This is a genomic window from Paenibacillus sp. GYB003 (assembly GCF_036577625.1).
Taxonomy (GTDB): domain Bacteria; phylum Bacillota; class Bacilli; order Paenibacillales; family NBRC-103111; genus Paenibacillus_AB.
This window is the reverse complement of sequence record NZ_JARBDC010000084.1, coordinates 16,210-40,814: the sequence shown is the minus strand read 5'-3', so window position 1 is coordinate 40,814 and position 24,605 is coordinate 16,210. Positions and strand designations below refer to the sequence as shown.

Below are 24,605 nucleotides of genomic sequence, written 5' to 3'. Positions count from 1 at the left end.
AAAAGGCCGCGATGGATTCTCACCATGGGCCCGTATTATTTACCTCGTGCAGCACGTTTTCGACCACTCGCCGCCATCTGTTGGAACTTCTCTTTCCCGTACTTCTTACGACCAGCAGCTGCAGCAATCGCCGATGCTTGTTCCTTGCTCATACCCTTACTTTCGAGCGATTTCGTGAACTTCTCGAACCGTCCGCCGCCTCCGGGCTTCATCGACTTAGCCATTGACCACGCCTCCTAATGGATTGAATTCGTTCATCATCTGATTCGCGGTTTTTGCTTCTTCCAGGTCCATTTTGCGGGCTTTCAGCGAACGATCAAACTGGCGGTCGTCTTCTTCCTGCAACTCTTTACGGCTCGTAAGTTCGGTCAATTGCTGATTCATTCCCGTGTTTTCGGCTGCCAATTGCTGCAATTGCGCCTGCATTTCCGCGATCTTCTGCTGAACCTGGGCCTCTGCGGCAATTCGCTGCTTGATGATGTCCATCGGCTCCATGCGTCCATTCTGAATCGTATATCGTACGGCTTCCGCATCAACCATCGGCAAGCCGGTAAGCGGATCGGTCATCGGCAACAGATTGAACGCCATCTGAATCCAATATTGGTTGTCAACAGGCTTCTCTGCACTGATTTTGACCAGGATGTCGAACTCGGGGACGTATTCCTCCATCACCGGGATTTCCTCGGTTTGTCCATCGTCCGTCGTTCTCTGGAACGTGGTCGGTACGCTGTTTATGATCGAGTCGCGGCTCATGGCTACGTTTCGGCCTGTTACCCGGGCGATACGCTTATCCGTGTAAAACTGCGCGATCAGTTCGACGTATTGCTTGAACGAATCTGCGAGTGCATCCGATATCACGTCCGTTACCGTGTTCAATCGCGTGGACGCTGCCGATATCAACGCTTTCGCTTGCTCGCCGCTCGTCACGTTCGGGTTCGGTTGACCATTGGCGCTATCGAATTGGCCCGGTATGACCTGCAGGATGGTTCGATAATAGTCGATCAGCTTGAAAACCGATTCTGGCGTGTTGATGCCCTGCAACTCTTTGACCTTATCCAAGAACCCGGGCGCTACCGGCAACATCGCACCTGGAATTGATCGCTGTTCTTTCCACGTTTGTTGTTTGGTGATGGCATTTTCCTCATACATGATGCCGCCATTACCTTGTGTCGCCATCGTTTCAACCGCGATTTCAACCGCCTTGTTAAGAACGATTTGCGGTTTGATCATGTCGCGCATGAACCCTTTGCCCCATGCGTTACGACCGTTAGGGAACAGCGTACGTGCCGAGAAGGGGTACAAACCGTGGTCATAGACATACGCCTTATGCTCAAGGAATACGCCGCTTGTGGAGACGTATACGCAATGTACGCCTTCCATGTTCCCCTCAGCCTTCGCAAAGGCTTCGGATGGGTCCTTCCCCTGTTCAAGCAATGATTCAGCTTGCTCACGGAAAAGCTGTTTATCTTCCTCCGACACCATCTTTGGTAATCCGCGATACCAATACTCGATGAGACCAGCTGTTTGTGACTGCGTTGTCGCATCGAACGGATACCATGTCGAGTCGGTGTTGTTGAACAACTTTTGATTCATCCCGTATGCGGGGTAGTTGAATATCTGCACATCGGCCGCTGTATTATCCGGCTTCACCTTCGGCCCTTGCTTCGGCCATCGTCTTTGAAAATATTCCAGTGTTCGGCGTGTATGGACAATGATCGCTCCCATATCCTGCAAGTAGATAAAATCCGTAATGCGCGGGTCGATGAAGAACGTCCCCAACTCTACCGGAACAATATCGTTACGTCCGACATATCGGTTCATACCACGTCCGCCCTCGACGTTTGGGTCGAAGATGGTCTTGAAGATCAACGGACCGTGTATGACGCATTGGCGAACAGCCTTGATATACTTCTGTTTCCACTTGATTTGCTGTAGTTCGTACGGGATGAATGCGTTTAAGTCCGACGCTTTTTCTTCGTCATGCGGTTCTTGCGCTGTGAAGTCGGGGAACGGATCCCATCCGCCAAGTTTTCCGACGATTGATTCGATTTGCGCCCATGCGATATTGTCTACCGGGCTCGGGCGCCTCTGAATGACATTCGGTGTACGCAATCCATACCAGTGTTCGCTGTTGTAGAATCGTTCTTCTTCTCGCCATAACGGTTCGATCATCTGCCGCGCTGATTTGAACACGGTGTAATCTTGCATGATGTTTCCGTATAGTTCTTGTTCCTTAGGCGTGTTTATCTGTTTGGCTTGCGAGTCCGCCCCGTCATCGCCGGAAAATATGCCTTGAAGTTTATTTTTCGCTTTATCGATCAGTGATGCCACGCAATCACCCCTTTAACATGCAAATAAAAAAGACGCCTATGCGTCAGTGTTTTTCGCGTTCGTCATCATCGATGTTCGGATCATCATACCAGCTCATCGCTTTACGCTTCGGCTGTTCTTGAACCGGCTCACGTGGTTGCATGGATACGTATTCGCGGTAGTCCTTTGCCATCAGTTTGTCGGTGAGTCGGTCGATAGTCTTCTGCATCGTTTTCTTTTCAAAGTAATCTCTCACCATTTGCACGATGCATAGAGCGAGGATGACTATTGAAATCCATTCACTGTCCAACGTTCTCACCTCACCAAAAAGAGTTTTCCACTCGAATATCATCGTCGTCATCATCGTCAACTCGTCTGCGTATATCGTCGGGCATTGCGGACCATGGCTTTTCCTTTCCGCCGCCATCCGGTCGAGACATTACCCAATATCGCAATGCATCGGGAACGTGATCGAGTGGGTGTTCGGCCACATCCTCAACATGCTTTTCGTCGTGAATCATTGCCGGGATGGATTCAATCGTACGTAAACACGTCGAGAATATTTTCAACTTCGCATCTTTGTATCGCTTACCCGTTACGTGATCGATTGCATCTTGTACATGCAGCCACTCACGCAGACGTTTCCAACCGTTGACGCGCTCTTTCTTTGCCTGGATCAGCGGTACACTATATTTAGCAAAGATATCTGCCGGTGTCACATCTTCCGTTTTAGCCTTGTTCCAAAAGCTTGTGTCTGCGACCGTGTAGTCATATCGCTCGGTAACCGGGCTGTTCTGCCTTACGGCCTCGACCTGCTCGCTCGTAAGCAGTTTCGTTTTGACAAACTCGCGATAAACGTATGCCGTCCCTTTTGGATCAAGTGCAATCCAAAGGCACACGAACGGATCGTTATAGCCCTCGTCTAGCGCGCGGAACTTCCGCCAATGGTCTGGTATTTCGAATGGCTCTACGACGTGTATGGCGCGCGTAAACTCGCTGAAATACTGCCCGGCGAATGTATCCCAATCCCCCTCGAGAAGTTGCTTGCGTTCGTTGTCCGGTAGCGACATCAGGCGCGCCACATATCCGGGGTCATTCTCCATCAGTGCTTTATTGTCAAATACATTGGCCGGAATGAATAACCGTTTGCGGATGATTGGCTCTCCCGCGTATGGCATTCCCTCCGGCCAATATAGTGGATTTCCTCCGTCGTCGTATTCCTGCACCTCATGCGTGATTTCAGGAGGTCCGATATCGATAAACCGTTTCTTCACCCAGGTATGCCCGATTCCTCCAGGGTTCGTCGTGCTTTTACACGCTCTTGGGTACGGTTTCGATCCGCGCAAACGGGATAGCATGTACAGGTACCATCGTTCCTCGAACTGGGTCAATTCTTCCCATCGAATCTGATCGTACTCCGCGCCTTGATAGTTCATGTAGTTGGAATCGTTGTCCCAGTATGCGAGTTCCACGACACTGCCATTTACGAACGTCCATTCATGCTTCGATTGGTTGTATTTGCATATCTCTTTCGGATATACCTGCAAGGTCCGCATAATGATCGACCGCTGCAAATCCGGGAACGTGCGGCGAAAGATAACTTGGCGGCTACCTGGATACTGAATCGCGTATTTGAGCGTATCCCATATCGTAGCTTCGGACTTTCCTCCGCCAGCTGCACCGCCATACAGGAGTTCGTCGATACCTTCCGCTTGGTGATACTTAGCTTGTCGTTCTTGTGGCTTATATGGAATGTGTATGGTCGTCATGTTCCCATCGCCTTATCGAACACCACGGTAATCCCTACTTCTCCGGTTACATTGGCGTCCATCTTCACTTTATCCGTGAACATCCCGAAATGCTTACCTACGCTATCCAGAGCGCTCTTTGCCACTGCTGGATCGCTCGTGATGTTGTTTTCAATGATGTCCTTGTACTTATCCAACACCCATTTAACGCTCATTCCCGATTCTTCTTGCATTTTCGCTTGACGTGTAGCAATTTCTGCTACAATGTTAGGATTTGTTAGCAATTTCGATGCACTTACACGAGCTGCATCTTCCGTACACTTATACCCGGCACGTAGATAAGCTGCGGTTGCATTCATGTCCTTCATGTATTCATCCACAAAACGCATGTGCTTATCTGACAATGCCATCATCAATTCACCTCACTTGTTCGTTATATCGTCTATCCGCCCTGTGATGGAAGCTCACTTTTGTTCGCTGTAGCGTACGTTTTGATCGCATCCTCGAACAACAAACAGTCGATCCAATCCGCTGTGTCCATCTCATTCATGCGATCTTCGATGCACCAGAAATGGGCGAATACGGTTATGTTTCGTTTGTGGAATCTCTCGTGTGTATCAGAATTGCAAAAAGCACATCGCATTACATCAACTCTTATAACGTCAGGTTATAAGAAACTCGTTTTCTTATTCACTTATTAGTGGTTATTGCCGTACAAAATATGCAGAAAAAAAGCCTATCCGACGTGGAATAGGCTCGTTTGAATCCGTTTTTGCTGCAATTTTTGCTCTGCTCGTTTGATATGCTTGGCGACGTTTCGTCGGTCGATGTTCAGTAACATCGCGATTTCACTGTGTGTGTATAATTGCCCATATGCCAGCTCGTAGCATTCTCTTTCTCGCGTCGAGAGCTGCGCCAATACATCTTGGATCATAATCCGATAAAAGTCCGATATGCGTTCGTAGCGTGTCTCAGTTGGGGCGTGAACGTAGTCCAGTTTGACCGGGTCGACCGATATCTCGCGTTGATATGAGGCCAAGTTCTCGATGCCGCGCCTTCGGTCTGGCTGCTTGGCATGTGTCATCCAATCGATCGCAAAGTCGAGGTTCCGTATCATCGCGTTCACATGAGGGAGTTCCGTTTCGCTGTAGGTGCCTTCGGTCAGGCGTTTACGGGATCGCCGGTATGCTTCCACGGTGCAGCGTGTGTCTCGGTCATCCCATTCTAGGCTCATTTGGGTTTCACCTCGCTATCCCCCATAAGATGTTTTTCCCGGATCAGATTGAATTCATATTCCGCTTTCTTGGCGTGGTAATACGCATCTTCAGTCGACTTGAATCCCGGCAAGTAATAATCGATCGCTTCACATCTGACGTGGTACGTCTTACTATCACCGCTGAATCCTATTGTGAATTTTAATGGCTCTTTCATCCTCTCACCCCTTAAGAGCCACCCATCGGCCGCCGCTACGCTAAGCGGATTCGGCCGATTCGATGGCCGTTCGGCCAATTATGCTACTTGTGCGCGTTGTTTCTCCAACTCCGTTACCCGTGCTTCGAGCGCTTCGAATTCTGCGCGAGATACCGTTTCATCGTCTCTGCGGCCCTCCAAATTTCCATGCGTTCCGTCTCCGTCCTCGGCACTCGTTGCCTGTTCGCCCATGTTTCCGACGCTGCTGCGAAACTGATCCTGTGTTACTACTGTCGGTAAAGGATCGGCACTTTGCTGAGCCATTTGCGTATCCATTTGGGGACGAAAGGGTAACTCCGGTAATTCAACGGTTTTACTCAAGTGATCGATCTTCATCACGGTTTTTTCGCTTTGTTGCTGACGCGCCAGGAATCGTTGCATCATGGCATCCGGGTCGTCTTTCTGGCGTGATTTGATCTCGTCCAGCACTTTGTTGAGCGCTTCTGATTTCGCTGTATCTTTCGGTTTTTGTGCTTGTTCGAGTTTAGATTTCAGCTCTTCAATTTCGGATACAAGCCGCTTGTTTTCAGCTTGAATATTTAGAAACTGATCGGCTTTCTCGTCAATTTCAAGCCGCAATTCTTCTACTTTCCTTGTCAACTCCTCATTCTCTACGGCATACATGGAATTCGCCTCAAGCCCAACTTCAAGCTCCTTGCGAGTTTGTGCCAATTGGTTTTCCGTCTCCTGCGCCTGCTTCGTTAGTCGCCCGAACTTCTCGCGCCAATTCTCGATTTCCTGCGCATGTTCCTCGTTGAGTTTCGCCACTTTGTCCGAATAGTATGCGTTATGTACGCGCTTGTAATCTTGGCGCAATTGCTCGTATTCGTTCAGTCCGAGGATGGCCGCGAATTTATCCTCCGGCAGCAACGCATCGAAAATGCTGTTCAATGTCTCGTTGTATTCGTCCATCAGTTCTTCTGTCTTCTGTTCCCGTGCCGCATGTTCTTGTTCCGTCTGCTCGATCTGCGCGAGTTCCGATTCCAACACCGCGATTTGTTGCCGGTACGTATCGGCAGCGTGCATACTGACTCCGCTTTCGATCTGCTTGTTCAGGTGATCGATTTGATTTTTGATTTCTTGTTTGCGCTCTTGGCTCATGGATATCCTCCTAAGTTTGATTGTTTCCGAACATTCGAAATATCTGCTTTTATTGTACCACATTTTGCCGCATAATCCTAGCAAAATCCCTGTTGTATCAAGGCTTTCCGGCGATTTCTTCTTGCATTTTTAGCTCTGCTTCAATCCTCTTTCTCATCTCATCAGCTTCATCTTGGTTTATGATTCCAACGATTGGACGACGCTTCTTTTCTTGCGAAAAAAGTTGTTCAAGCAGTTTTCGTAACACAGTTTCACCCCCTTTAACCGAGTCTACTTCTATCGGCCTCGTATACGCCGTTTTAAGAGACTCACAGCTTCTACAATGGTTTTACATTACCCGACGCTGTAACGCGCCTAAATCGCCTTTCTGCGCGTCCAGAACGATGCAATCACGACGCAGTATAACTTCGCCTTCGAATGGACCATGTTCGACTCGGTATCCGAACAAACTCGGCTGCACCGTGAACGTCTCTCCGATCAGTTCCTTGTACCATTGCCACGGCTTTGATGCGTTTGTGATCTTGACTTGCAATTTAACTCACCTCGGTGATTGTCAAATCCGGGTACCGGTACTCAAACATTTTCTTCTTGAGCGCGTAGACCGGAGTGATATAACCCTTCACATCGATGATTTCTTGCCGGCCGTCCTTGTACGTTACTAGGAAGTCCGCGATGTAGTACGTGGCCGATACCTTGCGCCCATTGCGACCACGATACGATGGGATGATTTCGTATTTCGGTTGCAGAACAATGTCGGTCACTTCCCCGGCTCGTTGGAGTAGTTTAAGTTGTTTGTAATAATTGGCCTCGGCCAGACTTTGGAATGTGTGACCATCGATTTTCGTTTTCTGTGCTCCGTACTTATGTCTTCTCATTTCGGCACCTCCACAAGCTCTAATCCAACCAGCACATGTTGTAATTGCAAGATTAAGCGTTCAGCTTGTTTACGTCCCATCGGTTTCGAGTATACTTTTCCTTTGTAGGAAACGACCCACATGGGCGTTTTAGCATAGTTAGGTATCATGGTTTACCCTCCCTTTGTTTAATATGGGTTCCAGCCTTCCGTGATTTCGAATATCTCTTCAAGTTCCGCGCGCTTCTCGATCGGGTAACTCACGTCTCCTTGATTCGATGCTAATTTGATCCGATCGCCTTTCTCGATCATTTGGTAATCAAGATGTTTCGTCCAAGTGTGCGGGTGCTGCTTAAGACTTTCTTTCGCAACTGCGGTGTAATACTTTTTCATTTGGTTAATCCCCTCTCTCGTACCTATTGGACCCTATTCGGCTTAACCCGCGGCTTTCTTCTCTTCGATCCAGTCGATTATCTCCACACCTACCACACAGTCTCCGAAATCCCCGTCAGCTTCCAAATACAACTCGTCCCCGTTTTCGTTGAACAGGGTATACTCTACGGGGTATCCATCCTCATCTGTTTCGATGTGTTTCAAGTTATCGTCGATCGTCATGTCCGGGAAATAATCCCCGTCTTCAAGAGCAGAGATGATGGATGTAAGAATCGAACCACCCATGCAATTTCCCCCAAGTTCTAAAACAACTCGTCCTTTATAGTCGTCCCACTGGAGATATGCACGTACATAATGCGTACCGTACTTCGGATAATAACCTTCACCCATATAGTTTTTCATGCCGGTTGCTCCTTCTTCTCAAATTGGTCCAGCTGTTTCAGCAGCGTCCGTAGTTGTTGCCGGTACTGTACTCGCTTGATCGGGTCCGTCTCACTATCCAGAAGCATTCCGATACGCGTTATGCTTTGCTCGATACGCACGAGCCCAGTTGCAATACTGTTCATACCTTCTCATTCCTTTCGTGTATTGTTCTGGCTTAATGATCGGGTTGTCCAAGTATTCTGCACCCTTGACGATTGCCTCGAGCAAGGAGGCGTATTCATCATCAGAGCTCGGAATACCGTTGAATCCAGCCTTGGAATAGGTACTCAAACTGATTCACCCCTACATCGCGACCTTTTGCGATGATCGATTGGATCACTTTCCCATCCTTGTGCGTTACATCCGGATTGTGCCACAAGAATTCAACCACATCTGCGTCCTGCTCAATTTCCCCCGAGTCCCGTAAATGCTCAAGTTTCGGTTCGTCTTTTCCTTCGCGGCTTAATTGCGCCAGCATGATGAATGGACAGTCTAATTCCAATGCAATATGCTTTGCTGTTCTTGTCACATATCCCACAGCTTGCGACCGGGTTTCGCCCTTCTGCTGATTAATTTTCATGATGGTCAAGTAATCCACGATGATTGCGCCGATTCGTCCATACTTGCGTTTGATTTGCCGGGCTGTCGCCTTTACTTCCTCAATGGTCACATTCTTGGCGTCTTCGATATGCAGAGGAAGCCGGGAAAGTTCGTCATAAGCCTTCATGAGTTTGTCCTTTTCCGACCGATCGAGTTCCTTTCGCCTAACACGGTTTGCGCCAATAAAGGTCATGGGAGAGAGCATTCGGGTAAGAAGCTGCTTTCGCTTCATTTCCTGCGACCAGATAAGGACTTCGCCGACATTCTGGTTTGCAATCCCCCTAGCCATCTGCAACATTTTTGCTGTCTTTCCGACGCTCGGCCTTCCTGCTAGTATGTAGAGCCATCCGCGACCGATACCGCCCATCCATTCATCAAACTTTTTAAACCCGGTGTAGATAAAGTCGTCTTTCGTATTGAGGTACTCGAGGTACTCGTCTCGACCGTCCGAAATATGCTTCATCGTACCGTGATCGTTTGGACGAACGCCTAATGCATGTCGTTCGATGTCCGAAAAAAACGATTCCTCATCATCGAAACCATCCTTCGCCATCTGTACGATCTTTGTTCCGGCTTCATATGCCCGTTTCCGATATGATTGCTTTTGGACGATCTCGACATAGGACAAGACATTAGCTGATGTTGGACATGAATTTGCAAGTTCAGATAGGTACGAAACACCTCCTATTTCCGTTGTTCGATCATATCGCTCCATCACTTGAGTTATGGTAACAAGATCGCACGGTCGGTTGTTTCGATATTGGTACTGCATTGCGGACCATATTAGCCCGTTGGTTTCTCTTATAAAATCTCGAGATTCGAGCTTGTCCACGATGTCGTCAAGAACGTTGTTGTCTAGCAAGACCGCACCAAGCACCGCGCACTCGGCGTCAAGCGCCATGTTCATATCTAAATTCATTCGGATCACCGCCGTTTTCAATCCACTTGTTGCGTGCTATTTCGATTCGCCTCTGCTCAAGTTCGATGTCCACTTGTTTTTGTGCATTTACTACGCGAAACGGATTCATCGACTCCTTCGTCGTTTTACCCTCCTCTATGAACCCGTTGATGACCGAAAGGAAATAGTTGAGCGGTTTTCCCTTCGATTTGCGCAGAGCTGCTTCGATCACTTCGACATCCACTTGTTTCGCAAACGAGCATATGGTATCGAGTCCGTCAACGCCGCAGTTTTTGATCTCGCATTCATTTACGATCAATCGAATTCGATCAGATAGAGTATCAGATACTATATAGTCTTTGTTTTGTTCTTCTTCTTTTTGCGTTTGGGTATCGATACTGTATCCATACTTTATGCATAGTCTATAAAACTCTTTTACATAGGGTATATGCTTCACATCGGATAGCTCTTTCTTCACTCGAGTCTTTACTTTGGGCGAATTCGACATGTTGTGCTTGATCCAATTCAGCAGCATGATTTCTCGAGTCTCTTCGTTGTACATGATTTTTCGATATCCGACGAATTTATGGATAAGTTCGAAAACTTTCTGCGCGTCGAACCCGGTCTCCAGTTCGATCACACGCAGCGGTAATTCGTAAATGCCACATTGTGTAGTCTTGCTGTTCGTCATCAGGTAGAGATAGAAATACTTTTCATCAGGCGGCAACGTCAGAACGAATCCGTCTTGCCAGAAACTAAGATGAACCTGCCGATATATCGCCATTGGCTACACCGCCTTGTCATTACGTTCAAGCTGCTGCATGATGGCTTTCAGAATCCAATCGTGTTTGGAAATCCCATGCAACGAGGCGTCGGCTTTAATCTGCCGGTTGATCTCATCAGGGATTTTCATTTGAAACGTGTTAACGCTTGCTGGCTTCATGTCTGCCCCTCCTTTATATGAATTCCTATATTTATTATAGCATACTTTGTCATACTTTGTAGTAGTTTGTGGTAAGTATCAATATCTTTTATCACTCCGTGTTATACTGCAAACATGAGGTGATAGTGTGGAAAAGGTGAAAACGTCAATTAGCTTAGACCGCGATGTATACGAGTACATCGTTAAGATTGCCGAGCGGGAACGTCTCAATATTAGCCAGGTCATCAATAAGGAATTTGCTGTGAAGATGGACCGGGAGAAAGAAGGGGATTAAGCCCCCTTCAACTCCCGAACCTTGCTCTGATGATGCACATACTTGCTAAAGTACCGGAGATATCGCCGTTCGCCCGGTGTGCTCATGCCTTCCTCGGGGTCGTCTTCGATGCTGTCGGTGAGGATCCCGTAGAGGTTCATGAGTGCGATGTGGTACCAGAGTTTGAGCTGTTTACGTTTCATGGGTATCCCTCCTAAATGGCCGCATTTATCTTCCGTTTTTCTTCGAGCTGTCGTTTCTTCTGGTATGCGTCTGGTAAATGTCGTTGAGTGTGCAGCTTCATGTGATGTGGGCAGAGGTGCCGGTCAATCGACACCTCGTTCGCACATTTATCGCACATCGGCAGGTCGCACGTCTCGTACTTATCGCCTTGATTCATCTCTTTGAAAGTTTGGTAACTGCCTTTTACGAAGATGATGCTGTTGTCATATGAGATGATATAATCGCACCAGCGATTGACTGGGTTTCGTCGGCATACAGCACATATTCCGTTTTCGCCAAATACGGCTTCAGGCATCTGGGGTATCCCTCCTTAGTGCCTCCCTAGCCCTATTACCTAATGTTGTTGCGCCTAATTTGTAATTAGAGTTATCTGCATACCATTCCAGTGCTTTCCGTAGTCTCTCGATTTCTTCGGCCTGTCTCTCTACTTCCCCGATCAGAGATTCTATTGCTTCAGGAGCTTTGGCGATGAGTTTGGCATTTGCCGCAGCTTCGTTCGCTTGGCTGTTTTCTGCATCATTTTCTTCTTCATCGTCGTCATAATAGCAACAATGGTCATATTCAATTGCATGTTGTGAATCGTGATGATATGGGCTTTCAATTGCCGTTCCCATTCGAATTATGTGTCCGCTATCCGTTTCTTCATATGCCCACGGTCCCGGCGTTGCCGCCGCAAGCATCTTCTTGTACTCCGCTATATTGGGTTTCATGGGGTTACCTCCAAACTTGGTAAATTCAACGGAAAATATTCCAAAAAATATTCCGGCCTCCGCTGGCGCTGAGCTTATTCTGTCGAGCGATGGACTTTGGCCTAAAACAACATTAGCTGCCCATCTGCTGGAATGAGATTGCTTACCAAGTGTGGCGAGTAGGCGGAATATCCGTTATCCTCATTCTCAGGCCACTCTACATAAGCCCGATCATGTGAAATTTGTTTGATTATGCCTCCTCGCCAACGCTTATCTGTTTTCAGATCAACAATATCTCCTACTTCCATGGTGCTTCTCCTTTCTCCGATTCGACCGAATCCGCTCAGTGAAACGGGGGCCGTATATTACCCCTCTACCTTGATTAATTTGTCTAATCGATAATAAGATGGATATGGCGCCCAATTGAGACGAACCTTATCCCAATCGTCGATTTCTGAGAAGTCGACATGAGCCCGCAAACCGCTTTTTGCAATTTCGAGGACTACACCGGTTCCGATGTATTTGTTATCCTTATGTCGTACCTTGTCGCCTTTCTGTAGCGTTGGTACGGGTGCAGGATCGGGGTCGAAAGTGCCTCGTTCGATCTCTTCTATAACTCCTTTATAAGTCGAATTGATAAATGTTGTTGCATATGACTTCTGGCTCCGTTGCTTCAGCCATTCCAGCAGTTTCGCTTTATCTATCCGTTCCATGGGGATTCTCCTTTAATCGACCGATTTTGGATCATCGATAAAGTCGACAATTTCGACGCCAACAACGCAATCGATAAAATCCTCATCCGCATCGATGTAAAGTTCTTCTTCGTTCTTGTCGAACAAAACATATTCTCTTGGGAAGCCGTCTCCGTCCGTGACAATGTGTCTGAGGTTGTCTGCGTAAATCATGTTTGGTTCGAATTCGTTATCTTCGATAGTTGAGATTACGGATGTCAATATCGAACCTCCTTTGCAGTTTCCGCCCATTTCTAAAACGATGTAGCCTTGGTATTCCCCATCTTGAAGCAACACTCGAACCACATGTTTACCATATCGAGGGTATGAGCCCTCACCCATGTACTTGTTCATATATCCTCTTCTCCTTTATCCCCTATTGGGCCATAACAGATTTGCTACTTTCGTGATCGTGCCCCAATTCTGGCATTCTCGCCATCCTCGTTCGTCATGCCAATATTCCACGTCGGCCCATCGAATACCCGATCCGTTAAGCCGAAGATTCTTCGCCCGGTATGTGCGTCCCTCAATTTCAACAGTTGGAGAAGTTGCATACGGCTTATCCTTCATGGGGTCTGCTCCAATCCGGCCAACCTGTTCAATTCTTCTTCGGCGTACTCATAAAGACCCTTTCTTTCATGTGGTAGCAACGATGCTGCATGTGCCGAATTAAAGGTTGACATTGCCAGTTTGTAATGTTTGTAATCCATGATCTTGCGTACTACTTCTTCGGGGGATTCATTGACATGGTTATCACAAACCAACGTACCGTATTTATCTTGAGATACCGTTCGAATATGATCTGGATTCAGCCATATTGGACAACCGTTATGTTTTGTCAATTTAATCATTTCCCTTGCTCCTCCCTCGGGGATTCCTTTATAGACTGTAGGGCTCTATGCGCTTCCATTGCGCGATCCAAATCGTCAAAATCTTCTTGGTCGAACAACGATTGCTCGAAGTAGTGATTCAAAGCCTGGTACACAACGTCTGATCCGAATGATTTTGTCAGCGTGTTTACCTGTTTTTTCAGTTCGCGCCGTTGCTTATCAAGCTCCCATACCTGATTTTGCTTGATTTGAAGATACTCGCGCGCTTCGTCTCGTTCCGATGCCAGCGTGTTTACCTGTTGTTCCAATTCGCATATGCGACATTTAACATTTTCCGACACTTCAAATCCATGTTGGCACCTATTGGTTCCGGTCATGTCCTTTCCTCCCTCGAATTTATGACAAAAAATGATATCCGACCTTGACCTTCTCGGCTTCTTCACGAGTTTTGAAGGTCAGTTCAGTCTCCGAAACTACTCCATAGCTGTTATACTTGACTGGAACGGCCCACCAAACGATCCCTTCGTCTTTGTAGTAATCTTCGAATCTGGGTGTCCCTAACACCTCGGTAACGTAGGCATCAAGAAGATTCATGTCCTTTCCTCCCCTACTCCCATCTTTTGAAGCAAATCCCGTATTTTCTGCCCGCCATCCATCCATAGAGGAGAGGGCCAAATGTTGTAGTTTTGTGGGTCTCCGTAGGGGCGTATCGTCTGGATTATCTCGTCCCTTTCCTGCTGTATGGATTGGAGCCGGTCACGCAATTCTTTTTCAATCCTTAAACTTTCTTCGCCATAACCTTTCCAATAGTCGAGTTCGGATAGGAGGAACCGGACATCATGAAACGCTTGCCTCGCAACATTTTGCGCTGGACTGATTAAAGTTGGGTCTTTGTACCACCTCGAAATAATCTCTGCTATCTTCTTTTCCCGTTCAGCATTACTTACTGGTTCCATCTATTTCACCCTCGATTCGAGTTGTTCTCGCTTGAAATACGTTATATCCCAACAAACTCCATATGGATAATAAGCATTATGTCTGACGCCGATGCTTTTCCCTGACTTAGAAATGGAATGCACCCTTGCTTCATGCAGTATCCGCGTTTTATGCTTTACTGGCATTCCGGGTATAAATTCTTCGCTATTTACTGGTTCCATGGGTATCCTCCCGATTGATTACAACTTCCTCGCCAGCACGGTAATCCTCTCCACATGCCGGGCATATTCTCCATCCGTCGTCTGACCCCGGTAAATTGATTTCGGCGAAATAGATAATGTCGTCATACCAAATGGGGCTTCTATCTGGAGGATAAAACCTCACTTCATCTCCGTATCCGGTTTCCATCAGATAGGCAATATCGACATGCGTACCATCGGAGATAAGGTATTCGTTACCGACAGTAGGAAGGTTATTCGGATCGTACTTTTTCCACTCAATCATGGTTGGGTATCCTCCCCTTGATCCTCGTACCATCCCTGAGCAATGAGTGTAGCCGCTGCCCTATCGCGGTCGTCTACGTCGATGTTTAAATGGTCTTCGTTTTCCCATCTGGCACATTTAACTCTAATTCCGGCATTTTCGATTGCCGTGATAAGTTCACCCATTTTTTTCATTCGTGGTATCCTCCCCTTGTAGAGCCTTAATAGCTGCCAAAGCAACGGCATAAGGTGCAGATTCTGCTTCCGACTTACCAAACCCGGCTAGATCGTATTCTGGACTCCATTGTTCGAACTGCACCCATACGCCCTTTTCGGTGTTGTGAATACTGTAACTGTATCCCCGTCGTTGCATCTCCCCAATGACTTCGCCCATACCTTCCCATGTCGTCGAGTATTTCGGAGTATATCCGTACGATCCATCAAGATTCATTGCCGTCGTAAGCGACTGGTATCCGATCAGATTTGCGAAGTGCTGGTCCAACTCTCTTCCCGGCATCATATCGTCTATCCTTGTATCTCTCATATCCTAGTGCTCCTCTTTGATTGATCTGGATCGGCCTCCGGGCTTATACAGCACGATCATTCTCTGAAAATGGCATAAACTTTCGGCGTGCCTCTATGGCTGCCTTTTCAGCCTCTTTGATGTCTGTGAAATAGCCTATCGTAATCTTTTTTTGATTCATTTTTATTTGTACTTCCCATTTCCCGTATGCCTTGTGCCAATGAACGTTTCTAACTCCAGATGAACTATTGCGTGTAGCATCCTTTCGATTCTGTTGATTTTGCAAATTACTAACTAGCCTCAGATTCGAATCCCTGTTATCTAAGGTATCATGGTTAATGTGATCGACAATTTTTCTAACTGGGAAGCCCATGATTAAACGATGAATTGAAACCTGCTTTTTATAATTGTCGTGTTTAGACTTTCCGCTGACGTAGAACGATTTGTTGCGATTGTTGAATTGGATGAACCAATGATCGACATAATCAGAAACGAGATCCAACTTACTGGTGCTTATTAGTGTTTCGAATGTCCCATACTTACGGCTCACAATTTTTATTGCAGTTACGTCTCCTCGGATTTCATACTTATTGTTCATAGTTTCACCTCTTAACCTCGCTAAGCATATTCAGTCGATTGGAGGCCGTTCGGCCAAACTAGCCAACTTCGAACATATACAGTTGCCCATCATCCCTCGGATTCGACTTCGATCTCGTTTTAGGAGTACGAACCTTCGGGGGATCAACTGGAATAGGTTCTACTTTTTTCGATTCCTCTACGTAAATCAGGCCCTCTTGTGAAAAGACCCAATCAAAATATTCCGATATTGCTTCAGGGCTAATCCAGAACCAAACATGTTCGAAGTAAAGATCCCAACCTTTTCCGATCTTCCTGAAATAATCAACCTTTTGTGCTCCCCAGCTTTTGGGGCCATCTGTTGAAATGTATCCATCATCCATCCAACAAAACTCGAAACGCTCTCCAATCCTTACAATTGCTAGGTACACCAACCATGTTGTCTTGTAATAGCCGATGCATTCGCCATCGTACAGCTTGGATATTTTCCCAAGAATCTTTTCATCCGGCTTCCGGTATTGCGTCATCTGCGCTTCCTTGTACTTCGGATTGGTACGAGGCATACGCATTCACCCCGATCTGTACCGATTTTGTTTCAAGGTACGATGTGTATGAGCATCCGCATTGACACACCGGTTCGTCGTATTCTCCAGTTTGAACCGCGAATACCAGGTTGCATTCTTCGCACTGGTAAAAGTCAAACATCGCTTTACCTCCTTCGTCATTCCTTCGAATCGGCCGAATCATCCCAGGCTTTAGCCGGTAGCCGTATAGGGGGGATTAGGGAGAAAGTATATTTCTCCCCCTCTTAGCCTCGTAGTTGCTTTTTATACCGTATCCCTTCAACGGTCTCATCAAGCCATACATGGCATTCCTTGCAGCTATCTCGAAGCATGTCCGCCGTCGTTTCCTCGATCAGCCTTCGCCCCTGTAAATGTGCCTGCTCGACCGCCTGTGAGCCCCTGCAGCGCTTCCGAATCTCGCAGATACCCTTTGACCTTGACCGGACTTCTTGGCGCACCTTGGGGCTTATAGAGCCCCGTTGACGTTGGGTGCGTTTGACTCGCTTACGCTCAGTCTGCTGCTGTTTGGTGATCGTGTATGCCGGTTGATTGGCTAGCGATTTTATGATCATGATGCTTCTTTGGTGACAATGAGTGCTTGTTCGATTTTTTCCCAATCTTCAAGCGTCTTGACATAGTCTTTCATGGGGTATTTAACTTCTCTTTGAAGAACGTCCGAAGCGAAAGCGTTTAGGTCATACGATTTCCAACCAAGCTCTTTCGAGAGAGCAAATACTCTCATTGATGGATGTGACGATCCAGATTGGCCGCTAGACGCTGCTGGACCGCTCGACCGTGTTTCGGTATTCCGCTGTGTTTGCGGGCCTGTATGCGGCTTTTCGGACGTATTACCATGTGTAATGGCGTCGCTTGATGTATGGTCACCATCATCGCCAGTCGAGATTGCGAATGATTGCCGCATCGCGTATTTGAATGCACCGGTCATCGCTTTATTGCTGCCTTTATCTGCTGTATCCGTACCGTACCCGACACTGTTTATGACTTCGAATTCGCCAGTCTCGGCATCGACGATTTTGTATTTCACATTGACTTTGGTCGTCGGGTTTCGGTATGCACCTTTCGCGTTCGTGCCTTCAATGTAGAAAAATTCCTCGTCGACCTGGTGTGGAAAGACAACCAATTTATGTTTGATGAAGGCCGCTTGCAGTTCGCCGGTTACCTGTTCTTCGGATAAGTAGTCGTACATCTTCTTGCCGCTAAAATCTTTAACCGATCCATCCTTTTTAAGCTGGCCGACTTCCTCCATGACTTTGAGCATCTTCATGTAAAGCTGCGCTTTGCTCACTTGGTTCAACCTCCTTCTTGCAGTAGGTGATTTCAATTTCGATGATTTCGTATGATTCCGGGTCATCCGGTTTATATGGACTCACTTCAAGGAATGTCGATAGTTCTTCTCTACTGCCGAATCGCCGGGCTTGTGCCAACTTTTTCGTGTGCGGCATACTATCCGACGACCAGCTGAGGAACAATCCGGTTTCGATATGTTGCAGCGCTAAACGAGTTTTCGTTTCCATATACTCACCTTCTCGGAGTTATGGTAAAATAGACATAACCTTAGCAGGGTTACGCACTGGCGCTTACCGTTTCGCACACGGTGAGCGCTCTTATATTTGCATCCAGTTCGCGAACTATCGCTTTCCACGTGCTGTGCGCCTTTGTACCGGCCGCAGCGATCATTTGCCGCTGGGCATACCGTAGCTTCATGTACATGCTGTTGACGTCCATCTACTTCATCTCCTCTCTCATGTGCGGTGCAAACTGCTTGATCGGCCATCTTCCATTGCCGCCTTCGGGTCCACGTTTGATAAAGCGAACCCACTTTTGCCCCTTCGATTGCTGGATAAAGAGCACTTCGTAAATTCCGCCGTTGTGACCGATGTAACATTTGCCTTCTTGGATTTGATCGGGTGTCATGGGATCAGCTCCGGGTTCTCGTAGATGTTGCCGACAACCACGAATTTGGCTCCATAATCAAGAATGAGGTTTATCAGGTCCACTAATTCCCAAAGATTACTAATGATCATCCGCCGGTCTTTTCGATCCCCAAAGTAAATATCTATTATGTCGTCGAAATACAGCGGTTGATTCGCATGCAAACCGGTTCTTTGCATCAACACGTACCGTTCCACAGGCGGCGTCCCAGTCTTCTTGTTGGCCGGACCTCCATAGTACACGTCGCCGGCATAGTCTGATTCCTTATCTTGGATATCGACACCGCCTATGTGCAATAGATTGTTCGAAATCTTATTCCATTCCAATTTGTGGACCGGAAACATAACTTTTGCTTTCCTATCAAATGCACGGAAATGAACCTCCCTCACGCCGTACGCGCCCCTCTCTCAATCGCTTGGTTATGCTCGTGCTCCCACTTGCGAAGTTCTTCTTGCCGTTGAAACTCGCGGAGGAATTCGATGTCCTCGTCGCATTGACGGATGATTTCGGCTAGGCCGCGAGACATTTCTTCGAGAGTTTTCATACTCGTTCAACCCCCTCGTCTTCTGCACATTCCCAACATCGATACTTACCGTTGAGTTTCAACTTCGCGTGGCTTCCACAGTCGCATTCCGGCTTATCGGGTACCCACGTATCGTATGTTCTAGGCTGCAATGGGGCGATTACGACGGTATTTTCGATTTCAACTCGCACTAGGTTCGCCTCCTTCGAGTTCCGTAAAAAGTGCCGCCTTGCAGATCGCTTCTGGCGCTGACTTGCAGGAGTGAGCCGGTATACCTTCGGTTTTTCCATTGGGAACGAATACTGCCTCGTACTCGTCCCACTTCTTTGCTAGATGAAAGATGGAATGCGATGATGCTAATTTTTCTACGACTTCCCATACAGCCGATATCTTGGATGAGTATGCGGGTAAAACTGTATCGAGCGGATCAATAAAATAGTGCTTGCCGACAACAGTTACTTCTTTTATGCCTAAGACACGTAACGCAACTTCGGTATCCATTTTGCGTCCCGGCTCCATCGCCAGTATTTCTTCACGTGTCACAGTGTCACTCCCCTTTAGGAAATAAGTAGGATATGGTAATATTGCTTATTGTGGATATGTTGTTGGTAAGTTGTGGGTAATGGCTCATGCGCCTTTATCCTGCTCCTTCGGTTTGTTCTTGCGTACGTCTTGTACGATTTGAAGGATCAGCTTAGGCGGCAGTTTTTGGCTTAAGTCGATATTTTGGAGTTTCATAGGTTTTGCTCCTTTCGTTAGGATGATGTTTAAGGAATTTCCATTCGTAAGGACTGGAGTTCGAAAAAGATGTGGTACGCCATCGCGAGCAATCTTGCATGTGTAACTGGCTTACCTGCTTCGAATTTTCGAAGTTTGGTTTCCGAAACACCAAGGTATTCGGCGAGTTCGCTTATTGTGAAATTCCAAGATTCTCTCAACTTTTTACACGTTTCGCCATCTTCTTTCCAACGAGAAGCATTTTCTCGCATGAACTTCATTCGGTTCGGTTCACATTCACGATGATAGAATGTGCTACCATCCGATCCACTTGTTGATACATTCGGTTGATCGCTTGTTACAACCAGATAGCACGTCGGGCAGATTCCGAAAATTGTTTTATCCATGGTTTCTCACCGTTTCACGGTCCATAAAGGGAACTATTCCGCGTTTCGTCAGTATTTCATGGATGAATAATCTGCCCTTTTGAGTCCATCGTGTATTCATCGTTACGTCTGGATCGCCGTTACTCCTGGTAATGTCGATCGTTTCTGATTTGGTGTAACCTCGATCGTGGTATTTCTGGTAGAGTAACCACTGTTTGTTTTGTTTGTATTGCACTTTCTCTTCGTGCAGTAATTTATTGAGTTGTGCTCCCGACATTCCATAATCTTTTGCTATCTGTGTAATGGTGACTGTCGCTTTTGATTTCAAGATCAGTTCTACATATCGAGTCTTTACTTTTAATTCCTGATTTTCGAGCATAAGTATCTGGTTCTTCTCTACTTCTGCCGCATATGCCCTGAGCGCTTCCGGCAAAGACTTCGGTATATTTATCGAATATGTTCCAGTCTTGCGAATGCTTGGAAGGATTTCATCGGCCACTTTAGCCTGGAATGCTAATGCACTTTCGGTTTCGCCCTTCATGGACAATCTATAGAACACATTTTCGGGGATATATTCTTTCCCCACCAGTTGGGGAAAACCCATATCGCTTAAATATCCGTTGACACGCTCCCAACGTACATAAGTAACTTTGCCTTTTGATTGAACAAAACCAAGACCACGGGACACATCTTCGATATTAAGTTGGGCCGTTCCGTTTTCGTCGATATATCCACGAACATTGTGGATCGTTATTAAGTTCATTCCTGAAATCAACTCCTTACGCTGTTTTTTGCGGAGATTTATTACCTTTTGGTAATTGTCGATCATGCTTAACCAATTGACTGTAAGACACATCAGCGAAGGCATTCAGAACTCCGAATATAAACTTGTTTCCGCCTCCGCGTTTTCCGTTTACAACGCGGTTTACCATGCTGTGAGATACACCGATGACATGAGCGAATTCACTTTCAGATAACCCTTTTACCTTCATAAGACTAGTAAGAAACTCGATATCGATAACGACTGTTCTTTTCATATTTCATCACCTCCGTCATTACCTTTTGTCATTACCTTCTGTCAATAAAATACCATGATTAATACCTAATGTCAACACTTTTTGGTAACATGAAATCTCGATTTATTGCCTATTGTCAATACTAGTGAGAGAATATTTGAATGGGAGGTGAAAAAAGATGAGTTTCGGGGAGGAACTTAAAAAATTGAGAGAGAGCAAAGGGATGACCGTCAACCAATTGGCGGTTTACTCTGGTGTAAGTGCAGCTTCTATCTCAAGGTATGAAACTGGAGAACGAGGAATTCCCAAGCCTCCGACAATTGAAAAACTCGCCAGAGGTCTCCGTGTTCCATATACAGATTTGATGAAGATTGCAGGCCATATCAGGAAAGATAAAACCGATCAAGAGAAACATCCAGCTGAAAAGCTTTTAGATTACATTAGTCAAGGATTAACAAATGAACAAATAAAAGAGCGTATGGACTTTATGGTTGATATCATGAAACTTAGTGACGAAGAAATCGAAGAATTCATGTCCTTCGTTAGATGGCAATTATCTAGGAAGAAGGAACAGCCTGCTGTTTCAAAATCTGAAGAGCCATAACATGGTTTGGATTAAGGGTAGATGCCTTTTTGTTCTCTAAATATGTAATAGCTTCCTTTGGATCGATTCCAAGTATAATGAACATTTCATAAGTGATTTGCAACGTATCTTTTGCCATATGTCACCGTCCAGGTCATGTTTGCGTTTTCATCATTATAAATGAGAACATATGTTCGATACAAGGTTACACTTAAGACACCATCAGTTAATTAATGGTAGGAGTGGGTAGATCGATTGGCCTTCCGTCCTGGGAAGTGCCTACTACCCGAGATATTGCGCGAACGGAAGATTGATCCGCCACTATTTTACGAAAAGATGGGATGGTCCCGACAGCAATACAGCGCATATTGTACGGGCAAACGTACAATGTCCGTCGGGACGCTGAAAACGGTATCGGAAGTGTTCGGGCTTCCAATGGAAGACTTCTACGAATGGATCGAAATTCCTCCTTCGCACCGGGTGTAGGCCGTTAACAGAGTAGGTTAGTATCTACTCTGGGGCGGACGACATACAGTTGTATGACAAATAAATAGTGGGTAAATAAAAATCCATCCCTAAAAAAAGAGATGGAAAAGCCCGACCACCTGCGGCAACCCGGCGAGCATATCTTACGACTTAGCCCCGTGGCTTTGCGTCACCTCCTTTCGGTAGGTTTTGCCTTTATCTTGTTACCATCATCATGTCACGTTTTGAATAATCTGACAATACCCAATTCGCGCACCTTCATTCAGGTACCCTGAATTTTTCTTTACGAGGTCAGCATTTTCGTGTATTATTTAATTTTTAGGTTTTTTAGGAATTCCAGACTCTTACCCGATACTGTACAATACCTCGACCCATTCTCCCCGAAAAAGACAATCTTTTGATACGGGTCATAACTTGTTATCTTATCGACCTGAACCACATTATTACGATCCAGCATTTCGAATCCATGCTCCCGTGTTAGTTCGTAGTAATCGTTAATCGAACTAATTGAATGGTATACGTGATCATCCGTATAAAACATGATTTTCTTCTGAAATATGGTGAAACATAGTATGTCTTTCAAGGACACGAATTCAAGTTTTCCGTCTAATTTTGCCGGAATTTTCATGTTGATCACCTCGCGACTAGTATCGGCAAAATGTAGTAAATCATTCGCAAGGTAGGTTCTAATTATGTACTTATGGTGTTCTCGCTGCTCCTACGCCTCCCACAAAGACCGCTGGCGATTCGACCTAGGTAAATATGGGACGTGTCCAAAATGCGGTTGTAGCTCCTACAGGAACGCTGTAGAATGGGGGTACATCGCGAAAGCCAATAACTACCCAATGGTACCAACGGAACGATCCTACCCCTTTCAACCAGTCTTATTCTAATATGGAGGGCGACCATGAAAAAGAAGACTGTAACAGACATCCAAACCATCATCCGCGCAGCTGGATACGGACGAGTAAGTACGGAGGAACAGGCAGAAGAAGGTCACTCCCTTGAGGCGCAGGAAGAAAAGATAATCGACAATATCGAACGGGAGAAATGGACACTCGTCGGGTACTTTAGTGATCCGGGGTATTCAGGTAAAAACCTTGAGCGCCCGGATATCAAACGACTCCTAGCCGAAATTGAACGTAATAATATCGATGTTCTCGTCGTTCATAAGCTGGACAGGCTAACTCGGGACATCGGCGATTTATACAATCTGATGAAATTATTCGATAAGCATAACGTCAAATTCGTATCGATCACCGAGAAAATCGATACCGATACCGCTATGGGACGTATGTTTATTTTTATGCTTGGCATATTCGCTCAATGGTACCGTGAGAACCTGTCCGAAGAAGTACGCAAAGGCATGGAGAAGCGTGCAAAGAAGGGCTTGCATAATATTACAGTTCCGCTTTTCGGATACGACCGATTAGAGGATGGAGAACTCCGGATTAACGAAGAACAGGCGAAATGGGTATATTGGACGTTTGAACAGTATTTGAAAGGAATTGGCACTACCAATCTTGCCAAGATGCTCAATGACCGCGGTGTATACCGAAACAAGGGCGCCAAGTGGGATCAACATAAGGTTGCGCTAACCTTACGCAATTATCACTATACCGGGAAAGTACATTGGAAGTCCGCTCTCGTTGAAGAAAACGAACGGATCGTAAGGGACGGCAAACATGAGGCAATCATTCCAGTGGAAATGTTTGAGCAGGTGCAGCGAATTCTTGAACGGCGTCGCGAAGGGCTCATGTCCCGTAACTCCTACGAGTACGTATACGGCGGAATCATAAAATGTGGAAAGTGCGGCGGCACGTACAAGGGGAAATATAACAAGACATTAAAAAACACGATCTACCGCGGATACGTCTGTTCCAACAATGAGAGATATGGAAGTTGTGATGCATCGGGTATTTCTGAATTAAATCTAACGAAACTCCTATTCGGTTCGTTGAACCTCACGGCCGGCGATCTGCTCACTTCTTTCACCGACGAAACCAATCGGAGCCAGATCGACGAGCGTGAGGAAATCCAAAAGCAGATGTCAGCGAGTGAAGTGCGCCGGAGCAGGTGGCAACGCGCGTATGGGGATGGACTGATGCCTTACGACGATTTTGCGAAGTTGATGAAAGAGGAAATGGACAGTATGACCGAACTGAGTAAACGTCTTGCCGATTTACCGCGTGCCGTGCCATCTACAATAACACCAGAAGAAGCGCTAGAAACCTTACGGGCGATTAAGGAGAACTGGCCTTACCTGGAACAGTCCACAAAAAAGCAGGTCATGCAATCCCTATTTCAGCAAATTACGATTCTAAAAGAAAATGATAAATGGATCATTGAAGATATCAAACTGGCTTAGTATGTACC

45 protein-coding genes and 1 riboswitch are annotated in these 24,605 nt (G+C 46.4%); of the genes, 4 read left to right on the top strand and 41 right to left on the bottom strand.

Annotated elements, in window-relative coordinates:
- Window positions 1–35 precede the first annotated feature (35 nt).
- From PV407_RS26425 to PV407_RS26350, 16 genes are all read right to left on the bottom strand, one after another.
- Entirely contained in the window at window positions 36–224 is a 189-nt protein-coding gene (locus PV407_RS26425; RefSeq protein WP_332092997.1) for a hypothetical protein, read from the bottom strand.
- Window positions 217–2,331: a portal protein gene (locus tag PV407_RS26420; RefSeq protein ID WP_332092996.1), complete on the bottom strand. Its 2,115-nt coding sequence runs from the start codon at window positions 2,329–2,331 to the stop codon at window positions 217–219. Before PV407_RS26420 ends, PV407_RS26425 begins: the two co-directional genes overlap by 8 nt.
- A gap of 43 nt (window positions 2,332–2,374) precedes the next feature.
- A complete protein-coding gene (locus tag PV407_RS26415) occupies window positions 2,375–2,674 on the bottom strand; it encodes a hypothetical protein (protein WP_332092995.1) in 300 nt (99 codons plus the stop codon).
- Window positions 2,631–4,079 (bottom strand): terminase large subunit domain-containing protein, encoded by a 1,449-nt coding sequence (locus PV407_RS26410; protein WP_332092994.1) that lies wholly within the window; start codon window positions 4,077–4,079, stop codon window positions 2,631–2,633. The genes PV407_RS26415 and PV407_RS26410 overlap by 44 nt, the downstream gene beginning before the upstream one ends.
- A complete protein-coding gene (locus tag PV407_RS26405) occupies window positions 4,076–4,468 on the bottom strand; it encodes a terminase small subunit (protein WP_332092993.1) in 393 nt (130 codons plus the stop codon). The genes PV407_RS26410 and PV407_RS26405 overlap by 4 nt, the downstream gene beginning before the upstream one ends.
- Window positions 4,469–4,794: 326 nt before the next feature.
- Window positions 4,795–5,292, bottom strand: coding sequence for a sigma-70 family RNA polymerase sigma factor (locus tag PV407_RS26400; protein ID WP_332092992.1), 498 nt, complete (start codon window positions 5,290–5,292; stop codon window positions 4,795–4,797).
- Window positions 5,289–5,489: a hypothetical protein gene (locus PV407_RS26395; protein ID WP_332092991.1), complete on the bottom strand. Its 201-nt coding sequence runs from the start codon at window positions 5,487–5,489 to the stop codon at window positions 5,289–5,291. The genes PV407_RS26400 and PV407_RS26395 overlap by 4 nt, the downstream gene beginning before the upstream one ends.
- 78 nt (window positions 5,490–5,567) lie before the next feature.
- Window positions 5,568–6,629, bottom strand: a complete 1,062-nt coding sequence (locus PV407_RS26390; RefSeq protein WP_332092990.1) for a hypothetical protein — start codon at window positions 6,627–6,629, stop codon at window positions 5,568–5,570.
- A 97-nt stretch (window positions 6,630–6,726) separates the two neighbouring features.
- Window positions 6,727–6,876: a hypothetical protein gene (locus PV407_RS26385; protein ID WP_332092989.1), complete on the bottom strand. Its 150-nt coding sequence runs from the start codon at window positions 6,874–6,876 to the stop codon at window positions 6,727–6,729.
- Between the two features lie 286 nt (window positions 6,877–7,162).
- On the bottom strand, window positions 7,163–7,504 hold the full coding sequence (locus PV407_RS26380; protein WP_332092988.1) for a DUF1064 domain-containing protein: 342 nt from the start codon (window positions 7,502–7,504) through the stop codon (window positions 7,163–7,165).
- Window positions 7,501–7,653, bottom strand: a complete 153-nt coding sequence (locus tag PV407_RS26375; RefSeq protein ID WP_332092987.1) for a hypothetical protein — start codon at window positions 7,651–7,653, stop codon at window positions 7,501–7,503. The genes PV407_RS26380 and PV407_RS26375 overlap by 4 nt, the downstream gene beginning before the upstream one ends.
- Before the next feature lie 18 nt (window positions 7,654–7,671).
- Entirely contained in the window at window positions 7,672–7,875 is a 204-nt protein-coding gene (locus PV407_RS26370; protein WP_332092986.1) for a hypothetical protein, read from the bottom strand.
- Between the two features lie 42 nt (window positions 7,876–7,917).
- Complete coding sequence (locus PV407_RS26365) at window positions 7,918–8,277, bottom strand: DUF5406 family protein (RefSeq protein ID WP_332092985.1); 360 nt, start codon at window positions 8,275–8,277, stop codon at window positions 7,918–7,920.
- Between the two features lie 265 nt (window positions 8,278–8,542).
- Complete coding sequence (locus PV407_RS26360) at window positions 8,543–9,817, bottom strand: replicative DNA helicase (RefSeq protein ID WP_332092984.1); 1,275 nt, start codon at window positions 9,815–9,817, stop codon at window positions 8,543–8,545.
- Window positions 9,789–10,580: a hypothetical protein gene (locus PV407_RS26355; protein ID WP_332092983.1), complete on the bottom strand. Its 792-nt coding sequence runs from the start codon at window positions 10,578–10,580 to the stop codon at window positions 9,789–9,791. The genes PV407_RS26360 and PV407_RS26355 overlap by 29 nt, the downstream gene beginning before the upstream one ends.
- A gap of 3 nt (window positions 10,581–10,583) precedes the next feature.
- Window positions 10,584–10,739, bottom strand: a complete 156-nt coding sequence (locus PV407_RS26350) for a hypothetical protein (RefSeq protein ID WP_332092982.1) — start codon at window positions 10,737–10,739, stop codon at window positions 10,584–10,586.
- Window positions 10,740–10,866: 127 nt separating this feature from the next.
- Here PV407_RS26350 and PV407_RS26345 point away from each other — a divergent pair, with 127 nt between their 5' ends.
- A complete protein-coding gene (locus PV407_RS26345; RefSeq protein WP_332092981.1) occupies window positions 10,867–11,013 on the top strand; it encodes a hypothetical protein in 147 nt (48 codons plus the stop codon).
- On the opposite strand, the gene PV407_RS26340 is transcribed toward PV407_RS26345, so the two are convergent.
- From PV407_RS26340 to PV407_RS26225, 24 genes are all read right to left on the bottom strand, one after another.
- Window positions 11,010–11,195 carry a hypothetical protein gene (locus tag PV407_RS26340; protein WP_332092980.1) on the bottom strand — a complete coding sequence of 62 codons (186 nt, stop codon included), beginning with the start codon at window positions 11,193–11,195 and terminating at the stop codon, window positions 11,010–11,012. The two genes, PV407_RS26345 and PV407_RS26340, sit on opposite strands and share 4 nt — an antisense overlap.
- An 11-nt stretch (window positions 11,196–11,206) precedes the next feature.
- A complete protein-coding gene (locus tag PV407_RS26335; RefSeq protein ID WP_332092979.1) occupies window positions 11,207–11,530 on the bottom strand; it encodes a hypothetical protein in 324 nt (107 codons plus the stop codon).
- Window positions 11,523–11,945 (bottom strand): hypothetical protein, encoded by a 423-nt coding sequence (locus PV407_RS26330; protein ID WP_332092978.1) that lies wholly within the window; start codon window positions 11,943–11,945, stop codon window positions 11,523–11,525. The genes PV407_RS26335 and PV407_RS26330 overlap by 8 nt, the downstream gene beginning before the upstream one ends.
- A 101-nt stretch (window positions 11,946–12,046) precedes the next feature.
- Window positions 12,047–12,232, bottom strand: coding sequence for a hypothetical protein (locus PV407_RS26325; RefSeq protein ID WP_332092977.1), 186 nt, complete (start codon window positions 12,230–12,232; stop codon window positions 12,047–12,049).
- Between the two features lie 57 nt (window positions 12,233–12,289).
- Window positions 12,290–12,637, bottom strand: coding sequence for a hypothetical protein (locus tag PV407_RS26320; protein WP_332092976.1), 348 nt, complete (start codon window positions 12,635–12,637; stop codon window positions 12,290–12,292).
- Window positions 12,638–12,649: 12 nt separating this feature from the next.
- On the bottom strand, window positions 12,650–13,009 hold the full coding sequence (locus PV407_RS26315; protein ID WP_332092975.1) for a DUF5406 family protein: 360 nt from the start codon (window positions 13,007–13,009) through the stop codon (window positions 12,650–12,652).
- A gap of 212 nt (window positions 13,010–13,221) precedes the next feature.
- Complete coding sequence (locus PV407_RS26310; protein ID WP_332092974.1) at window positions 13,222–13,506, bottom strand: flagellar FlbD family protein; 285 nt, start codon at window positions 13,504–13,506, stop codon at window positions 13,222–13,224.
- Window positions 13,503–13,862, bottom strand: coding sequence for a hypothetical protein (locus PV407_RS26305; protein ID WP_332092973.1), 360 nt, complete (start codon window positions 13,860–13,862; stop codon window positions 13,503–13,505). The genes PV407_RS26310 and PV407_RS26305 overlap by 4 nt, the downstream gene beginning before the upstream one ends.
- A gap of 19 nt (window positions 13,863–13,881) precedes the next feature.
- A complete protein-coding gene (locus PV407_RS26300) occupies window positions 13,882–14,079 on the bottom strand; it encodes a hypothetical protein (RefSeq protein WP_332092972.1) in 198 nt (65 codons plus the stop codon).
- On the bottom strand, window positions 14,076–14,441 hold the full coding sequence (locus PV407_RS26295; RefSeq protein ID WP_332092971.1) for a hypothetical protein: 366 nt from the start codon (window positions 14,439–14,441) through the stop codon (window positions 14,076–14,078). The genes PV407_RS26300 and PV407_RS26295 overlap by 4 nt, the downstream gene beginning before the upstream one ends.
- A gap of 184 nt (window positions 14,442–14,625) precedes the next feature.
- Window positions 14,626–14,925, bottom strand: a complete 300-nt coding sequence (locus PV407_RS26290; RefSeq protein WP_332092970.1) for a hypothetical protein — start codon at window positions 14,923–14,925, stop codon at window positions 14,626–14,628.
- Window positions 14,922–15,098 carry a hypothetical protein gene (locus tag PV407_RS26285; protein WP_332092969.1) on the bottom strand — a complete coding sequence of 59 codons (177 nt, stop codon included), beginning with the start codon at window positions 15,096–15,098 and terminating at the stop codon, window positions 14,922–14,924. The genes PV407_RS26290 and PV407_RS26285 overlap by 4 nt, the downstream gene beginning before the upstream one ends.
- Entirely contained in the window at window positions 15,082–15,447 is a 366-nt protein-coding gene (locus PV407_RS26280; RefSeq protein WP_332092968.1) for a hypothetical protein, read from the bottom strand. Before PV407_RS26280 ends, PV407_RS26285 begins: the two co-directional genes overlap by 17 nt.
- A gap of 43 nt (window positions 15,448–15,490) precedes the next feature.
- Entirely contained in the window at window positions 15,491–16,024 is a 534-nt protein-coding gene (locus PV407_RS26275) for an HNH endonuclease (RefSeq protein ID WP_332092967.1), read from the bottom strand.
- Between the two features lie 58 nt (window positions 16,025–16,082).
- A complete protein-coding gene (locus PV407_RS26270) occupies window positions 16,083–16,565 on the bottom strand; it encodes a hypothetical protein (RefSeq protein WP_332092966.1) in 483 nt (160 codons plus the stop codon).
- Window positions 16,566–17,133: 568 nt separating this feature from the next.
- Complete coding sequence (locus PV407_RS26265) at window positions 17,134–17,871, bottom strand: ERF family protein (protein WP_332092965.1); 738 nt, start codon at window positions 17,869–17,871, stop codon at window positions 17,134–17,136.
- Entirely contained in the window at window positions 17,810–18,100 is a 291-nt protein-coding gene (locus PV407_RS26260; protein ID WP_332092964.1) for a hypothetical protein, read from the bottom strand. The genes PV407_RS26265 and PV407_RS26260 overlap by 62 nt, the downstream gene beginning before the upstream one ends.
- Window positions 18,101–18,149: 49 nt before the next feature.
- Window positions 18,150–18,311, bottom strand: a complete 162-nt coding sequence (locus PV407_RS26255; protein WP_332092963.1) for a hypothetical protein — start codon at window positions 18,309–18,311, stop codon at window positions 18,150–18,152.
- The gene (locus tag PV407_RS26250; protein ID WP_332092962.1) at window positions 18,312–18,500 is read right to left on the bottom strand and encodes a hypothetical protein; all 189 of its coding nucleotides are present in this window, start codon (window positions 18,498–18,500) and stop codon (window positions 18,312–18,314) included.
- Window positions 18,497–18,907 carry a YopX family protein gene (locus PV407_RS26245; RefSeq protein WP_332092961.1) on the bottom strand — a complete coding sequence of 137 codons (411 nt, stop codon included), beginning with the start codon at window positions 18,905–18,907 and terminating at the stop codon, window positions 18,497–18,499. Before PV407_RS26245 ends, PV407_RS26250 begins: the two co-directional genes overlap by 4 nt.
- Window positions 18,904–19,062 carry a hypothetical protein gene (locus tag PV407_RS26240; protein ID WP_332092960.1) on the bottom strand — a complete coding sequence of 53 codons (159 nt, stop codon included), beginning with the start codon at window positions 19,060–19,062 and terminating at the stop codon, window positions 18,904–18,906. Before PV407_RS26240 ends, PV407_RS26245 begins: the two co-directional genes overlap by 4 nt.
- A 159-nt stretch (window positions 19,063–19,221) precedes the next feature.
- Window positions 19,222–19,584, bottom strand: a complete 363-nt coding sequence (locus PV407_RS26235) for a BC1872 family protein (protein WP_332092959.1) — start codon at window positions 19,582–19,584, stop codon at window positions 19,222–19,224.
- A gap of 573 nt (window positions 19,585–20,157) precedes the next feature.
- A complete protein-coding gene (locus tag PV407_RS26230; protein ID WP_332092958.1) occupies window positions 20,158–20,907 on the bottom strand; it encodes a phage antirepressor KilAC domain-containing protein in 750 nt (249 codons plus the stop codon).
- Between the two features lie 16 nt (window positions 20,908–20,923).
- Window positions 20,924–21,181 (bottom strand): helix-turn-helix transcriptional regulator, encoded by a 258-nt coding sequence (locus tag PV407_RS26225; protein WP_332092957.1) that lies wholly within the window; start codon window positions 21,179–21,181, stop codon window positions 20,924–20,926.
- Between the two features lie 157 nt (window positions 21,182–21,338).
- On the opposite strand from PV407_RS26225, the gene PV407_RS26220 reads away from it, so the two are divergent.
- On the top strand, window positions 21,339–21,764 hold the full coding sequence (locus PV407_RS26220) for a helix-turn-helix domain-containing protein (RefSeq protein WP_332092956.1): 426 nt from the start codon (window positions 21,339–21,341) through the stop codon (window positions 21,762–21,764).
- Window positions 21,765–21,998: 234 nt separating this feature from the next.
- Window positions 21,999–22,229, top strand: coding sequence for a helix-turn-helix transcriptional regulator (locus PV407_RS29670; protein WP_442951713.1), 231 nt, complete (start codon window positions 21,999–22,001; stop codon window positions 22,227–22,229).
- A 120-nt stretch (window positions 22,230–22,349) separates the two neighbouring features.
- Window positions 22,350–22,433: riboswitch (cyclic di-GMP riboswitch) on the bottom strand.
- Window positions 22,434–22,536: 103 nt separating this feature from the next.
- Here PV407_RS29670 and PV407_RS29665 read toward each other — a convergent pair.
- Window positions 22,537–22,857, bottom strand: a complete 321-nt coding sequence (locus PV407_RS29665) for a LytTR family transcriptional regulator DNA-binding domain-containing protein (protein ID WP_442951712.1) — start codon at window positions 22,855–22,857, stop codon at window positions 22,537–22,539.
- 279 nt (window positions 22,858–23,136) lie between these two features.
- Here PV407_RS29665 and PV407_RS26215 point away from each other — a divergent pair, with 279 nt between their 5' ends.
- Complete coding sequence (locus tag PV407_RS26215; RefSeq protein ID WP_332092955.1) at window positions 23,137–24,597, top strand: recombinase family protein; 1,461 nt, start codon at window positions 23,137–23,139, stop codon at window positions 24,595–24,597.
- The last annotated feature ends 8 nt before the right edge of the window (window positions 24,598–24,605 follow it).

Bases quoted from the DNA above. Each gene is read 5' to 3' on its own strand.
- PV407_RS26315 (WP_332092975.1), bottom strand. From the start codon at position 13,009: ATGAACAAGTACATGGGTGAGGGCTCATACCCTCGATATGGTAAACAT.
- PV407_RS26350 (WP_332092982.1), bottom strand. From the start codon at position 10,739: ATGAAGCCAGCAAGCGTTAACACGTTTCAAATGAAAATCCCTGATGAG.
- PV407_RS26410 (WP_332092994.1), bottom strand. From the start codon at position 4,079: ATGACGACCATACACATTCCATATAAGCCACAAGAACGACAAGCTAAG.
- PV407_RS26250 (WP_332092962.1), bottom strand. From the start codon at position 18,500: ATGACACCCGATCAAATCCAAGAAGGCAAATGTTACATCGGTCACAAC.
- PV407_RS26405 (WP_332092993.1), bottom strand. From the start codon at position 4,468: ATGGCATTGTCAGATAAGCACATGCGTTTTGTGGATGAATACATGAAG.
- PV407_RS26240 (WP_332092960.1), bottom strand. From the start codon at position 19,062: ATGAAAACTCTCGAAGAAATGTCTCGCGGCCTAGCCGAAATCATCCGT.
- PV407_RS26300 (WP_332092972.1), bottom strand. From the start codon at position 14,079: ATGAATCTTCTTGATGCCTACGTTACCGAGGTGTTAGGGACACCCAGA.
- PV407_RS26230 (WP_332092958.1), bottom strand. From the start codon at position 20,907: ATGAACTTAATAACGATCCACAATGTTCGTGGATATATCGACGAAAAC.
- PV407_RS26335 (WP_332092979.1), bottom strand. From the start codon at position 11,530: ATGCCTGAAGCCGTATTTGGCGAAAACGGAATATGTGCTGTATGCCGA.
- PV407_RS26270 (WP_332092966.1), bottom strand. From the start codon at position 16,565: ATGCCTCGTACCAATCCGAAGTACAAGGAAGCGCAGATGACGCAATAC.
- PV407_RS26340 (WP_332092980.1), bottom strand. From the start codon at position 11,195: ATGAAACGTAAACAGCTCAAACTCTGGTACCACATCGCACTCATGAAC.
- PV407_RS26290 (WP_332092970.1), bottom strand. From the start codon at position 14,925: ATGATTGAGTGGAAAAAGTACGATCCGAATAACCTTCCTACTGTCGGT.
- PV407_RS26375 (WP_332092987.1), bottom strand. From the start codon at position 7,653: ATGATACCTAACTATGCTAAAACGCCCATGTGGGTCGTTTCCTACAAA.
- PV407_RS26225 (WP_332092957.1), bottom strand. From the start codon at position 21,181: ATGAAAAGAACAGTCGTTATCGATATCGAGTTTCTTACTAGTCTTATG.
- PV407_RS26380 (WP_332092988.1), bottom strand. From the start codon at position 7,504: ATGAGAAGACATAAGTACGGAGCACAGAAAACGAAAATCGATGGTCAC.
- PV407_RS26330 (WP_332092978.1), bottom strand. From the start codon at position 11,945: ATGAAACCCAATATAGCGGAGTACAAGAAGATGCTTGCGGCGGCAACG.
- PV407_RS26425 (WP_332092997.1), bottom strand. From the start codon at position 224: ATGGCTAAGTCGATGAAGCCCGGAGGCGGCGGACGGTTCGAGAAGTTC.
- PV407_RS26255 (WP_332092963.1), bottom strand. From the start codon at position 18,311: ATGGACGTCAACAGCATGTACATGAAGCTACGGTATGCCCAGCGGCAA.
- PV407_RS26285 (WP_332092969.1), bottom strand. From the start codon at position 15,098: ATGAAAAAAATGGGTGAACTTATCACGGCAATCGAAAATGCCGGAATT.
- PV407_RS26320 (WP_332092976.1), bottom strand. From the start codon at position 12,637: ATGGAACGGATAGATAAAGCGAAACTGCTGGAATGGCTGAAGCAACGG.
- PV407_RS26400 (WP_332092992.1), bottom strand. From the start codon at position 5,292: ATGAGCCTAGAATGGGATGACCGAGACACACGCTGCACCGTGGAAGCA.
- PV407_RS26360 (WP_332092984.1), bottom strand. From the start codon at position 9,817: ATGAATTTAGATATGAACATGGCGCTTGACGCCGAGTGCGCGGTGCTT.
- PV407_RS26220 (WP_332092956.1), top strand. From the start codon at position 21,339: ATGAGTTTCGGGGAGGAACTTAAAAAATTGAGAGAGAGCAAAGGGATG.
- PV407_RS26395 (WP_332092991.1), bottom strand. From the start codon at position 5,489: ATGAAAGAGCCATTAAAATTCACAATAGGATTCAGCGGTGATAGTAAG.
- PV407_RS26275 (WP_332092967.1), bottom strand. From the start codon at position 16,024: ATGAACAATAAGTATGAAATCCGAGGAGACGTAACTGCAATAAAAATT.
- PV407_RS26295 (WP_332092971.1), bottom strand. From the start codon at position 14,441: ATGGAACCAGTAAGTAATGCTGAACGGGAAAAGAAGATAGCAGAGATT.
- PV407_RS26370 (WP_332092986.1), bottom strand. From the start codon at position 7,875: ATGAAAAAGTATTACACCGCAGTTGCGAAAGAAAGTCTTAAGCAGCAC.
- PV407_RS26215 (WP_332092955.1), top strand. From the start codon at position 23,137: ATGAAAAAGAAGACTGTAACAGACATCCAAACCATCATCCGCGCAGCT.
- PV407_RS29665 (WP_442951712.1), bottom strand. From the start codon at position 22,857: ATGAAAATTCCGGCAAAATTAGACGGAAAACTTGAATTCGTGTCCTTG.
- PV407_RS26305 (WP_332092973.1), bottom strand. From the start codon at position 13,862: ATGACCGGAACCAATAGGTGCCAACATGGATTTGAAGTGTCGGAAAAT.
- PV407_RS26390 (WP_332092990.1), bottom strand. From the start codon at position 6,629: ATGAGCCAAGAGCGCAAACAAGAAATCAAAAATCAAATCGATCACCTG.
- PV407_RS26280 (WP_332092968.1), bottom strand. From the start codon at position 15,447: ATGAGAGATACAAGGATAGACGATATGATGCCGGGAAGAGAGTTGGAC.
- PV407_RS26325 (WP_332092977.1), bottom strand. From the start codon at position 12,232: ATGGAAGTAGGAGATATTGTTGATCTGAAAACAGATAAGCGTTGGCGA.
- PV407_RS26365 (WP_332092985.1), bottom strand. From the start codon at position 8,277: ATGAAAAACTATATGGGTGAAGGTTATTATCCGAAGTACGGTACGCAT.
- PV407_RS26310 (WP_332092974.1), bottom strand. From the start codon at position 13,506: ATGATTAAATTGACAAAACATAACGGTTGTCCAATATGGCTGAATCCA.
- PV407_RS26355 (WP_332092983.1), bottom strand. From the start codon at position 10,580: ATGGCGATATATCGGCAGGTTCATCTTAGTTTCTGGCAAGACGGATTC.
- PV407_RS26260 (WP_332092964.1), bottom strand. From the start codon at position 18,100: ATGGAAACGAAAACTCGTTTAGCGCTGCAACATATCGAAACCGGATTG.
- PV407_RS26415 (WP_332092995.1), bottom strand. From the start codon at position 2,674: ATGATGACGACGATGATATTCGAGTGGAAAACTCTTTTTGGTGAGGTG.